Source organism: Candidatus Melainabacteria bacterium, assembly GCA_016193285.1.
Taxonomy (GTDB): domain Bacteria; phylum Cyanobacteriota; class Vampirovibrionia; order 2-02-FULL-35-15; family 2-02-FULL-35-15; genus JACPSL01.
Genome location: JACPSL010000006.1, coordinates 64307 through 76802, shown reverse-complemented (window position 1 = coordinate 76802; position 12496 = coordinate 64307). Strand labels below are relative to the sequence as shown.

General features: G+C 30.3%; 13 protein-coding genes and 1 tRNA gene. 8 read left to right on the top strand and 6 right to left on the bottom strand.

Features of this window, described 5'->3' with window-relative positions; all coding sequences use genetic code 11:
• Nucleotides 1-245: 245 nt before the first annotated feature.
• Complete coding sequence (locus HYY52_01290) at nucleotides 246-1166, bottom strand: ABC transporter ATP-binding protein (GenBank protein ID MBI2995329.1); 921 nt, start codon at nucleotides 1164-1166, stop codon at nucleotides 246-248.
• 145 nt (nucleotides 1167-1311) lie between these two features.
• Here HYY52_01290 and HYY52_01285 point away from each other — a divergent pair, with 145 nt between their 5' ends.
• The 3 genes from HYY52_01285 to HYY52_01275 are packed head-to-tail and all read left to right on the top strand — an operon-like array spanning nucleotide 1312 to nucleotide 3400.
• Nucleotides 1312-2160: a sigma-70 family RNA polymerase sigma factor gene (locus tag HYY52_01285; protein ID MBI2995328.1), complete on the top strand. Its 849-nt coding sequence runs from the start codon at nucleotides 1312-1314 to the stop codon at nucleotides 2158-2160.
• Nucleotides 2161-2168: 8 nt separating this feature from the next.
• Nucleotides 2169-3143, top strand: coding sequence for a UDP-glucose 4-epimerase GalE (gene galE, locus HYY52_01280; GenBank protein MBI2995327.1), 975 nt, complete (start codon nucleotides 2169-2171; stop codon nucleotides 3141-3143).
• 56 nt (nucleotides 3144-3199) lie between these two features.
• A complete protein-coding gene (locus HYY52_01275; protein MBI2995326.1) occupies nucleotides 3200-3400 on the top strand; it encodes a ribbon-helix-helix protein, CopG family in 201 nt (66 codons plus the stop codon).
• 73 nt (nucleotides 3401-3473) lie between these two features.
• Here the strand turns inward: HYY52_01275 and HYY52_01270 are convergent, their stop codons facing one another.
• Nucleotides 3474-3731: a hypothetical protein gene (locus tag HYY52_01270; GenBank protein MBI2995325.1), complete on the bottom strand. Its 258-nt coding sequence runs from the start codon at nucleotides 3729-3731 to the stop codon at nucleotides 3474-3476.
• A gap of 229 nt (nucleotides 3732-3960) precedes the next feature.
• Between HYY52_01270 and HYY52_01265 the strand changes: the two genes are divergently transcribed.
• On the top strand, nucleotides 3961-4734 hold the full coding sequence (locus HYY52_01265) for an inositol monophosphatase (protein MBI2995324.1): 774 nt from the start codon (nucleotides 3961-3963) through the stop codon (nucleotides 4732-4734).
• 23 nt (nucleotides 4735-4757) lie between these two features.
• Here HYY52_01265 and queG read toward each other — a convergent pair whose 3' ends face one another.
• Nucleotides 4758-5795 (bottom strand): tRNA epoxyqueuosine(34) reductase QueG, encoded by a 1038-nt coding sequence (gene queG / locus HYY52_01260; protein ID MBI2995323.1) that lies wholly within the window; start codon nucleotides 5793-5795, stop codon nucleotides 4758-4760.
• Complete coding sequence (gene uvrC / locus HYY52_01255) at nucleotides 5782-7482, bottom strand: excinuclease ABC subunit UvrC (protein MBI2995322.1); 1701 nt, start codon at nucleotides 7480-7482, stop codon at nucleotides 5782-5784. The genes queG and uvrC overlap by 14 nt, the downstream gene beginning before the upstream one ends.
• Nucleotides 7483-7540: 58 nt before the next feature.
• On the opposite strand from uvrC, the gene HYY52_01250 reads away from it, so the two are divergent.
• From HYY52_01250 to HYY52_01235, 4 genes are all read left to right on the top strand, one after another.
• Nucleotides 7541-8803: an adenosylhomocysteinase gene (locus tag HYY52_01250; protein MBI2995321.1), complete on the top strand. Its 1263-nt coding sequence runs from the start codon at nucleotides 7541-7543 to the stop codon at nucleotides 8801-8803.
• Nucleotides 8804-8832: 29 nt separating this feature from the next.
• Nucleotides 8833-9639 carry a fumarylacetoacetate hydrolase family protein gene (locus HYY52_01245; protein ID MBI2995320.1) on the top strand — a complete coding sequence of 269 codons (807 nt, stop codon included), beginning with the start codon at nucleotides 8833-8835 and terminating at the stop codon, nucleotides 9637-9639.
• Between the two features lie 24 nt (nucleotides 9640-9663).
• Nucleotides 9664-10725 carry an AI-2E family transporter gene (locus HYY52_01240; GenBank protein ID MBI2995319.1) on the top strand — a complete coding sequence of 354 codons (1062 nt, stop codon included), beginning with the start codon at nucleotides 9664-9666 and terminating at the stop codon, nucleotides 10723-10725.
• 32 nt (nucleotides 10726-10757) lie between these two features.
• Nucleotides 10758-10829: transfer RNA gene (locus tag HYY52_01235), tRNA-Lys, on the top strand.
• A gap of 11 nt (nucleotides 10830-10840) precedes the next feature.
• Here the strand turns inward: HYY52_01235 and HYY52_01230 are convergent.
• Both HYY52_01230 and gshB read right to left on the bottom strand, forming a co-directional pair.
• The gene (locus HYY52_01230; GenBank protein MBI2995318.1) at nucleotides 10841-11332 is read right to left on the bottom strand and encodes an MgtC/SapB family protein; all 492 of its coding nucleotides are present in this window, start codon (nucleotides 11330-11332) and stop codon (nucleotides 10841-10843) included.
• A gap of 47 nt (nucleotides 11333-11379) precedes the next feature.
• Nucleotides 11380-12330 carry a glutathione synthase gene (gene gshB / locus HYY52_01225; GenBank protein ID MBI2995317.1) on the bottom strand — a complete coding sequence of 317 codons (951 nt, stop codon included), beginning with the start codon at nucleotides 12328-12330 and terminating at the stop codon, nucleotides 11380-11382.
• Nucleotides 12331-12496: the final 166 nt, after the last annotated feature.

Sequence of the window (12496 nt, the reverse complement as noted above, 5' to 3'; positions counted from 1 at the left end):
TATCAATCTTGCTTTCTCTGTAGATGTACACGATATTCTTTAAATATCATCTTTATTTTCCAGTAATACCTCAATATGGTTAATTCAAATGGCCTACAGAAAAATCTATTTTTCAGACCTAAAATGCTTTATTTGATCCCAATTCTGCATTCTACGAAAAAAATTAATTGTTAAGTTTTAAACTTGCGGCAATGGCTCATTCAGAACATAGACCAAAGACCAAAGACCATAGACCTTTCCTAGGTCTATAGTCTATAGTCTCTAGTCTGTAGTCTTTCTAAAAAACATCTACTTTTATGTTCTTGATTATTTTGCACTGTATATAATTCTGGTACTTCTTTTTTACATCTGTCAAAAACAAAAGGGCACCTAGTGTGAAAAGCACAACCTTCTGGAATAGAGTATATGCTTGGCGGCTGACCAATTATTGGGCTTAGTAATTTTTTACTTTTATCTGGCAGTGAATTTAAAAGCCCAATAGTATAAGGATGTCTTGGGTTTATAAATATTTCTTTTGTACTTCCGGATTCAACAACTTTTCCTAAATACATTACATAAACCCTGTCACACACTTCAGAGACAAGAGCTAAGTCATGAGTAATTAAAAGAATTCCTTTACCTTTATTTTTAATTAATTTCATGATCTCAAGTATTTGAAGTTGAATTGTTACATCTAATGCGGTTGTAGGTTCATCAGCAACTAAGATATCTGGTTCAGTAATTAATGCCATAGCAATTAGTGCTCTTTGTTTCATCCCACCAGAAAATTGATGTGGGTAATCTTTTAAACGTTGACTACCACTTGGTATATTTACATTCTCTAAAGCAATTTTGGCTTTTGAGAATGCTTCTTTTTGAGAGGCATTTTTATGCACCTCTAATACTTCAGTTATTTGTTCACCAATTGTAAAAACTGGATTTAATGCACTTAAGGGATCTTGAGGTATAAGGGATATTTTATTACCTCTTATTTTTCTTTTAGATTCATCATCTAAAGATAAAAGATCTGTACCTTTATAAAATATTTTTCCTGTCAACTTACTGCTTGGTGGAGAAATTCCTAAAATTGAAAAAGCACTTAAAGATTTTCCACAACCAGATTCACCAACTAAACCTACAATTTCACTAGAATTAAGGTCTAGAGATAGCAAGTCAACTGCTTTCATGCTGTCAAAAGATATTGTTAAATTTTCAATTTGTAAAAGTTTCACTTTTTAGCTATTCAAGTGGTATGGTAACATTTAAATAAACAATTTTATTCTAAAAGTAATAAAATTATTTAACTTCTATTACATAAAGGATAATTTTTAAATGCCAATTAGTCCATTTGATTCTCTTGATCCAGACATAATAGACAATGATGATTTAGACAGCAAAGACATTCACATGTTTCTTGTTGAATATCATAAAAAAAAAGACAATGTTATAAGAGATAAAATAGTCCATTGTTGTATTTCATTAGTTAAACGAATAGCTTATGGGCTTGCAAGAAGAAGTACAGACCCTGTAGAAGATTTAATACAAGTTGGAAGTATTGGCCTTGTTAAAGCTATTGAACAGTTTGATCCTACTGCTGGAGCAAAATTTCATACTTATGCTACACATCTTATTACTGGTGAGATCAGGCATTATCTAAGAGATAAAACTTCAATGATTAGGGCACCAAGAGAACTTCAAGAATTGAGTTTTAGAATTTCAAGACTAGTTCAAGATTTAATTCATAGACTAGGGCGAGAGCCAACTGATGCAGAAGTTGCAGAAGTGTTAGAACTCCCAGCAGACAGAGTCTCTGAAGCTTATGAAGTTGACAGAAGAAGGACTTTAATTTCTTTAGACCAAGCTTTAGCAACAGATGGAACAAGTGAACAATTGCTACTTGACACACTTGAAGATAGTGCACATCACTTAAAATTTCATTCTGAAGAAGACAATATAATGCTTCAAGCAGCAATCAAAAAACTCAAAGAAAATTTAAGACAAGTAGTTGAAATGACCTTTTATCAAGATTTAAGCCAGACAGAAGTAGCAAAAAGGTTAGGAATATCACAAATGCAAGTTTCAAGAAGATTAAGAGCTGCAACAGCAGAACTACAAAGAATATTACTTGGCAACAAAATGAACTTAAGTAACAAAATGAATGTAGGTAAGAAAAAGAAATAACTAAAAAATTGGCATGTTCAATATTAATAACTGGTGGTGCAGGATATATAGGAAGCGTTGCTGTTGAGATTTTACTCTCTGAAGGATATAAAACAATTGTCTTAGACAATTTAACAACAGGTCATAAGGAATCATTATTCCCTAATGTAGCTTTTTATAATGCTGATTTAGGAGATACAAAAGTTCTTGAAAAAATTTTTACTGAAAACAAAATTGATGTGGTTTTACATATTGCTGGAAGAGCACTGGTTGAAGAATCTATAAAAGATCCATTTCAGTACTTCGATACAAATTTTTGTCAAGCACAAAACCTTCTGAATGTAATGAATCTTTTCAATGTAAAAAAAATTGTATTTTCATCGACTTGTGCAGTCTACGGGATTCCTAATCAAAATGAAATGCCAATAAAAGAAACAACACTTACAAGACCAATTAATCCATATGGTGAATCAAAATTAATATTTGAAAAGTCATTAGAATGGTATAAAAAATCATATAATTTCGACTATTTTGCACTTAGGTATTTTAATGTTGCAGGAGCAAGTAAAAACAGGGGTGAAAACCACAACCTGGAAACTCATTTGATTCCATTAGTTATTAAGGCAGTAAAAAATAAGAATTATGATTTAAATGTTTATGGAAATGATTATGACACTAAAGATGGTACAGCAATTAGGGATTATGTACATGTAATTGATTTGATTTATGCACACTTAAAAGCTATTGAGGCATTAATCAATGGAAATACGCATGAAAACATTTATAACATTGGATATGGGCATGGGTACTCAGTACTTGAAATTGTAAATGCAGCTAAAGAGGTTTTTAATTTTGATATTCAATATAAAATTTCTAAAAGACGAGCTGGAGATCCTCCTATTTTAATTGCAGATTCTACAAAAATACAAAAAGATTTAAACTGGAAACCAAAGTATGACAATATTTATGAGATCATAAGATCTGCAAGTAAATTTATAAACTAAAATGTTCTTTTATTAATTAGCTGATAAAATTATTTTTAACGAAAGGGAATTTAATCATGACAAAAGTCCTAGTAAATTTTCAAAATGAGTTTTTAGAAGAAGTTGATAAAATTGCTGAACTTGAACATAGAACAAGAAGTTCGCTTATTAGAGAAGCACTAAGAAGATATTTAGCTCAACACAAAAACGAAACAATAAAAAAAGAATCTAAAGAATCCGAAGAAGGATCAAAACCTTTAATTAGTTCGGTAGTTTAAAAATTTAAAAGTTATAAAAAAAATACCCCACTTTTTACCAAAGCAGAGTATTTTTAATTTAATATAAAGCCTATTAATTTAAAGATGGTACTAATTCATTTGATGCTTCTGACTTCTGTGTAAAAAAGCTATCTGAATTACTACCGATTAAACGAGCCCATTGTTCTATTACTTCAGCTTGGCTAACACCTTTTTGTGTAGCAACACATCTGATTATTTCTAGCGCTCTTGGAGAAAGACGGAATGAAACCATCTTTTTAGCTTCTCCATATAGTGGCTTTGGACCAGTTTTCTTTCGGCTTTGTTGTGTGTTTTGAGTTAGTGTATCCATATGTCTCCTCTGTTTTTCCTTTCTATTAAATTCCCGCATTAATAATTTATCCCAGTAAAGAATAATGTATTGAAAAATACACAAATATTTTATAATTGGTAATATCTATACATTAAAAATTTAAAAAAACACAAAATTTGCTAAATTACACCCTAAAAAAAGAATTATCTTAACCAGGTTAAGAACAAAAAGGTTAAGAAAAGAGGTGAAAAAATTTAAAATTAGGTTTGTGGTGAACAACACATTTAATTTTGCAAAAGAACTAATTGAAAAAGCAAGTAAATTAATACTAAAAAATTATAAGAACATTAGAACAATTTCTTATAAAAAAAGTTTTGCAAATTTAGTTACAAATGTTGATCATGAAGTTGAAGAACTAATCCTCAGAAAAATCACTTCCAGATATCCTGAACATTCAATCATAGCTGAAGAATCAGGAAAAAAAATTAAAAATCCAAAATATAAATGGTTTATTGATCCAATTGATGGAACCACAAACTTTGCTCACGGCTATCCCTTCTTTTGTATTTCAGTTGGTTTTGCAATAAACGATATTTTACAATTTGGTTTAGTAAAAAACCCAATAACCAACGAGTTTTACAGTGCAAGAAAAGGAAAGGGTGCAAAATTAAATGGGAAACCAATTTCAGTTTCAAAAGTAAAAAAAATTAAAGAAAGTTTACTTGTTACTGGATTTTCACATGATGGCGTATCTTCTAAACAAGAAAATTTTAAAAACTTTCAAACACTAACTACAAAAAGTCATGGTGTAAGAAGAGATGGTGCAGCTGCACTTGATCTGTGTTATGTAGCTTGTGGTAGAGTAGATGCTTTCTGGGAAAAAGAATTAAACCCTTGGGATGTTGCTAGTGGAGTTTTAATTTTAAAAGAAGCTCTTGGAAAAATTACAGGATTAAAAGGTAATAAATATAGTATCTATGACAAAAATATTCTTGCTTCAAATGGATTTATTCATAATGAATTATTAAAATATTTAAGATAAGAACAAGATTACTTTACTGCTACTTAATATCTCGACAATGCCCATAATACATGCTCACGAATAATTGGATCACTTTCATTTTTACTAAGCCATATAAGTTCTGGCAATGCTTCTTCTGACAATCTGTTTCCAGCTACTATTGCTGCATTTCTAATTAAGCCAGATCGTTTAGGCCTTGTTAAAGAAGTACAAGAAAACTTCTTATGGAATTCTTCATCAGACCTAATATTTAAAATATCTCTTAATTTTATCCAGTGACCAAAACCATTTTCAGGTTTAAATTCTTTCCATTTAGTTTGTATATTTTTTTTATTATAAGGACAAACTGTCTGACAAAGATCACAACCAAAAACCCAAGGTCCAATTTTTTCTCTTAATTCAAGCGGGATAATATTTTTATTTTCAATTGTTTGATATGAAATGCAAAGACGTGCATCTAACCTGTATCCGTTTCCCAGAGCATTTGTTGGACAAACATTAATACACCTTGTACATTTGCCGCAGGTAGAGACGCCCCACCGGGGCGTCTCTACCTCAATTTCAAGATTTGAAATAATTTCACAAATAAAAAAATATGAACCAAAAGGCTTATTTATAATTAATGTATTCTTACCGAAAAATCCAAGCCCAGAATTACGAGCAAATGACTTTTCTAAAAGTGGAACTGAGTCAGTAAAGCCCCTTGATAAAAAATAATTTCCAAATTCTTTTTTTAATTTTTCTTGAAACTGTTTAATTTTTTTTCTAAGCACTTTATGATAATCAAGTCCTACTGCATATGCAGCTACTCTTCCATAATTTAGCCCAGGATCATTAGGTGCTTCAGAATAATAATTCACTAAGAGTGTAATAATTGATTTTGCATCGGGTAGTAACTTCTTTGGTTTTGCATTTATAGGATCTTCCCTAAGTAAATAACTCATATCACTAGCAAAACCTTTTTCTCGCCAGTTTAAAAAATGTTCATTAGAACTATTTAAATCATTTGCCAGAGTAATTCCTACAGCATCAAAACCTAATTCAAGAGCAATATCTGTAATTAGTTGTTTAGTTTTTAACATGTTGAAATAAGTTTTTTGTTCTAGTATCTCTTTGATAAGTAATTGCAAATCTATGTGCCTCATCACGAATTCTTTGCAATAAATGTAAAACTTTTGAATTACTATTAAGTAAAATTGATTTACTTTTACCTGCTATAAAGATTTCTTCTAATTTTTTTGCAATGCTAATTAGATCAGTTTTTGTTAAGTCAATGGTTAAATTTTCTAATGCTTCTTTAGCAGCATTTAATTGGCCCTTCCCACCATCAATAATTATTAAATCTGGTAATTGTTGATTATTATATCTCCTGCTAACAATTTCTTTAATTGCTTGAAAATCATCTATCTTATTTAATACTGTTTTTAATTTAAATTTCCTATATTGGTTTTTATCAGGTTCTCCATCTATAAAACAAACCATACTACCAGCTGTACTAGTTCCACCAAGATGTGAAACATCAAAACATTCAATGTGGTGAGGATAATTTTTTAAATTTAATTTATTTTTTAATTCCTGTAGGGGCATTGCATGCAATACCCCTACAAGATCACCACCTGTTAATAAAATCTTTTGCAATGCAAATTTTGCATTTTGCTTAGCCATTTTTACAAGTTCTAATTTTTTACCTTTTTTAGGACATGTAATAATTACTCCTTGCTTCCTTGAAGCCAACCAATCTTTTATAAAATCTTTCTCTTTAAGATCATATTGAACAATAATTTCATAAGGGATATTTTCATCTTGTATTCTTGTGTAATATTGTTTAATTGCATCATTAAAAGCATCTAGTAGATTTGTTTCCTTAGGAATTACGATTGTTAAAGATTCAATTGCAATGATTTTTCCTTCTCGAATTAAGAGAAGTTCTAAAACCATATTTTGATTTTTATAATCACATGCAAATACATCCTGGTTTAAAGTTACATCAGCACTTACTACAATTTGTTTTTCTAAAACCTTTTCAATTTTTTTTATTGTGTCTCTGATTTTTGCAGCTTTTTCATACTTAAGCTCCTTACTTGCTTGATTCATTTCCTTATTTAACTCTTTTAAAACAACATTATATTTACCAAGTAAAAAATCCTCTACTTGTTTTACAATTTTGTGGTAGTCACTATAAGTAATAAGATTTTGACAAGGACTAGAACAAAGACTTAAGTGATAATTCATACAAGGTCTATCTTTAAAAAGTGGCTTTTTTCGAAGCCTTAGTTGAAACCCTTCTTTTAAAATCTTATATGTCTCCCACATTGCACTACTATCACTATAAGGACCAAAGAACTTATTTTTAGTTTTAGGATATTTTTTCTTAAACCCTGCTACATCTCTAATGAGTACAACGCGAGGATACTTTTCATCATAAGTAATCATTAACCATGGGAATTTCTTATCATCTTTAAGTGTTACGTTATATTTTGGCTGATATTTGTTTACAAGATTAGCTTCTAAAATAAGAGCTTCTTTTTCTGATCTTGTAACAACTGTTTTTATTTCATGTACTTTAGGCATCATGAAATAAAGCTTTGGTCTTGTATTCCAGCTTTTTATATTTAAGTAAGATCTAATTCTATCTTTCAAATTAACTGCTTTACCAATGTATATAACTTCTCCTCTTTTATCTAACATCATGTAAATGCCAGAAGATGGTGGAATGTTTTTTAGTTGAGTTTTTAAAATAGGATTCAATCCAATTGTTGTTTTCTTCATAGTTTAATTATATTTGATAGAATAATTAGGTTAATAATAAGGAGTTAATATGATTGAAATGACTATAGCTAAAAATGAAATTAAAGATCTGTTGCTAGCAAATACTGGAGAAGAAAGAATTAAATGGGCAGGTAGCCAAATGCCAGTCTTAAATGGTATTAAAGAAAGATTTGCAAAAGAAAAACCACTAAGTAAAATCAAGGTTGCTGCATGTTGTCATGTTACAACTGAAACTGCAGTTCTTGCACTAACTTTACAAGCAGGTGGTGCAGATTGTTTGTTAATTGCAAGTAACCCATTAAGTACTCAAGATGATGTAGCAGCAAGTTTAGTAAAAAATCACAACATTTCTGTTTTTGCTATAAAAGGTGAAAGTACTGAAACTTACAGAAAGCATGTTGGAATTGCTTTAGCACATGAGCCAAATATTATTATTGATGATGGATCAGATGTTGTTGCTACATTGCTTAAAGACAAAAAAGATCTTGTAAAAAATATTATTGGTACAACAGAAGAAACTACTACAGGTTTAGTTAGACTTCATTCAATGGAAAAAGATGGGGTTCTTACTTTTCCTGCAATTGCTGTAAATGATTCTCAAACAAAACATATGTTTGATAACCGTTATGGCACTGGTCAATCTACCATAGATGGGATTTTAAGAGCAACAAATATCTTAATTGCTGGAAAAATTGTTGTCATTTGTGGATATGGCTGGTGTGGAAAAGGGGTTGCAAAAAGAGCAAGTGGTCTTGGAGCAAGAGTTATAGTTACTGAAATTAATCCTGTTAAAGCTCTTGAAGCAACAATGGATGGTTATCAAGTTTTATCAATTAGTGAAGCAAGTAAAATTGGTGATGTTTTTATAACAGTAACAGGCAATAAGTCAGTAATTGATAAACAACATTTCTTGCTTTTAAAAGATGGAGCAATACTTTGTAATTCCGGACACTTTGATCTGGAAATAAATCTTCAAGCACTCTCTCAAATCTCATCAAGTAAAAAAACAATTAGACCATTTCTTGAAGAATATATAGTAAATAATAAAAAGATTTATATCCTTGCTGAAGGAAGGCTTGTGAATTTAAGTGCAGCAGAAGGACATCCTGCACTTGTAATGGATATGAGTTTTGCAAATCAAGCACTTGCTGTTGAATATTTGGTAAAAAATAAAGGTAAGTTAAAATCTGGTGTTCAAAAATTGCCACATGAACTTGACAAAGAAATTGCAAGCATAAAGCTTAAAACATTAGAGATTCAAATTGATAAGTTAACACCTGAACAAATCGAGTATATGAACTCTTGGAAAGAAGGGACGTAAGGAAAGAAACGGCGAAATAGTTTTAAAGTATGAAATATTTAGGTAGATTTTTTCATCCTCGCAAGAAATTAACTTTCTATGGTTTGTATAACTCAAATGAGAACTTAGTTTATCCTGTTGAATCAATTTTCTATCCAAATAAAACTGGTAATCCATTTAACTTTAATCACTTGCATCCTTTACTCTGTGCAAGTCCAACAAAAATTGTTTGTATTGGAAAAAACTACAGAAGTCATATTAAAGAATTTAAGTCAACTATTCCTGAAGAACCAGTTATTTTTTTAAAAGCTCTTAATTCAATAATTGGTCCTGAAGAAAAAATAATTCTGCCAAATGAGTCCATGCAGGTGGATTATGAAGGTGAAATTGCAATTGTAATTAAAAAAGAAGCTGAAAAAGTCAGTGAAGATAAATCAATGGATTTTGTACTTGGTTATACCTGTGCAAATGATATTACAGCAAGGGATCTTCAAAAAAAAGATGGACAATGGGCAAGAGCAAAAAGCTTTAAAACATTTTGTCCAGTTGGTCCTTGGATTTTGCCAAAAGAAGAGTTTCTGAATTATCAAGAACTAATTTTAAAAACATATGTAAACGATAAACCTGTTCAAATTGCAAAAGCTGGCTCAATGATTTTTAACATACCGTACATTGTAAGTTTTGTTTCTAGAGCAATGACTTTATATCCAGGTGATATCATTTTAACTGGCACTCCTTCAGGTGTTGGGCCATTAAAAAGGAATTATAAAATTGCTGTTGAAATTGAACAAATTGGCACTCTTATAAATAGAGTTGGAGCTTTTGCTTGCCACAAAAAATGTTTAATACCGTCATAGGAAAAGTTACGGAGCATTAAAAGAATGACAGAATTTTGGGAAAGACGTGCAAAACAACTTTTAGTAATTTCAGGATTAATACTTTTACTTTTTGTTTTTGTTAAGTTTGCTAAATATTTTGCTGACGTTCTAGTTATTATTGGAATTTCAATTTTAATAGCATACCTTTTTATTGGGCCTGTTGATTTACTAACCAGGATTGTAAAATTTCGAACCGTTGCAGTAATGCTTGTATATCTTATAATCCTAGGTTTCTTAATAACAATACTTATTTTTGTAGCTCCAAAAGTTACAAAAGAATTTGGTGAGTTTACTAAAGAAATTCCTAACATAGTAAATTTTCTAGATGGAAAAGTTAGCAAATTAGAAACATTTTTAAATAAAAATAATATTTATGTTAATTTATCAACTGTTAAAAGTATTGTAACAACTAAACTTACCCCTTTAACAGTTGACCCAATAGGAAATGTTCTTGGAGTTGCTCTTAGTACTTTTCATTTTATTTTTTACATCCTAGTTACTGCTGTTACTTCATATTACTTTTTATTGGATGGGCATAAAATTGCAGATGACATTACACAGTACATTCCTAAAAAATATCAATGTCATATTCGTAGTTTAATAACTGAATTAGATAAATGTTTAAGAGGATTTTATGGTGGCATGGTAAAGTTAGCCTTAATCAATGCAACAGTTATGTTTACAACTTACTTAATAATGAAAGTGCCTTATTCATTACTCCTTGCTATTTGGCATTTCTTGTGGTGTATTATCCCTGTAGTTGGTGGATGGGTAGGTTTAGTACCTGCATTACTTGTTATTGCTCTTACAGATCCATACAAAGTCTGGATACCACTTGTAGTATATGAAGGATTTACAAGACTAATCAAGGATAATTTTATTACTCCAAGAATTATGGGAGATGCAATTGGAATGCACCCAGTATTAGTATTAATAGCAGTTTTAGTTGGTTTAAAAACAGCAGGATTAATTGGTGTTCTTTTTGCACTGCCAACTTTTGGAGTGCTAAACGTAATATTTAAATATTCTCTAAAACAATTACAATCAATAGAGGAAAATCTTTAATTTAAATATGCTAATCTAATATCTGCCCATGTGCGCCACTAGCTCACCGGTAGAGCACTCGGCTTTTAACCGATTGGTACTGGGTTCAATTCCCAGGTGGCGTAGATCTAGAGAATCAGAATTCTTCATTTTCTTCCTTTTTATTTTGTTTATTATTTCCATTATCACCATCTCTCATACGATCAAGATGAATCTTAAATGGCTTTAAAACCCAAAGCAAAATTAATGACATTAAAGTAATTATAAAAGCAAGAACAAACATTCCTGTACCACAAGCCATACCAACTGCTGCAGCAACCCAAAGTGCAGTTGCAGTAGTTAAGCCTTTTGTAATATATCCTCTGTGAAGAATTGCACCAGCACCAAGAAAACCAATACCACTAACTATTTGAGCAGCTACACGTGAAGTATCTACTCCATGAAATCCATAAATTGAAATTAATGTAAAACCTGTTGAACCTACACATACAAGAGACAAAGTTCTAAACCCAACTACTTTATGACTTATCCCTCTTTCAATCCCAATAATTACACCTAAAATAAAAGAAACTAAAATTCTTATAATTACTATTTGTGCAACTTCTAAATCTGTCGCTAATGTTTCCATGCTCCCTTAATATCCTACAGAATATATACCCACACAAACAGTGTAAATCACACTTTATTAATTGCCCATTTTACAATTTCTTCTGCAGCTGGCCTTCCTGTACATCTTTCAACTTCTTGTAAGCTGGCAGGACATGTGACATTTACTTCAATTAAATAATCACCAATAACATCTATTGAAGCAAAGTAAATCTTATCTTTTTGTAAAAGTGGTTTTAAGGCCTCACAAATTTCTAAATCTCTGTTAGAAAGTTTACATGCTTTTACACTTGCACCACGCCTGATATTTGCTCTAAACTCTCCAGCTTTAGGTATTCTATAAATTGCACCAAGAGGAACACCATTTAAAAGAACTATTCTTTTATCACCATTTATAACTTCAGGAAGGTATTTTTGTACCAATGCAGTTTTATTTCCATTTTGTGTACTTGATTCAATAATAGATTCACAGGTATTATCATTTAAGCTTAAATAAAAAACACCTTCTCCACCCCTATTAAATAAGGGTTTAATAACAGCTTCCTTATAACTATTTAAAAAGTTTTTTATCTCACTTATGTCTGAAGTAACTATTGTTGGTGGAATAATTTGAGGAAAATTCAAAGCATATAATTTTTCATTTGCAGATAAAATACCTTTTGGATTATTAATAATAAAAGCATTAGAAACCAAGAGTAAGGTTTGAACATAAGAAATAAAATTTTCATTTATTGGTGGATCCTTCCTAGCGAAGATGATATTGAAAGAATCAAGAAGACATTCAGTGCTATTTTGAATTGTTAAGTAGTTCTTTAGTTCATGCTTTAATACCACCTCATCAAATTTAGCAAAAACTTTATTATTAACAATTTTTAAATTATTTGATTTAGTAAGAAAAACTTTTGCTTGTAACTTTTGTGCAGCTAACATTAAACTAAATGTTGCATTATGAAAGATATCAAACTCAGTAAAGTTATTAATGTCATCTGCAATAAATGCAATTTTTAAATTTCTAATCATTTTTAGTTTTAATATCTGACACTGATATCAATCTCCTTTAGTGATTAATTATTTTTTTATTTTTTTCTGGCTTTTGTTTAACCATTGGATTGTATAATCACTTTAATATAATTTTTAATTACAAAATCATAACAAAGTATATAAGTTATAGATTAAGCAAGGTAAT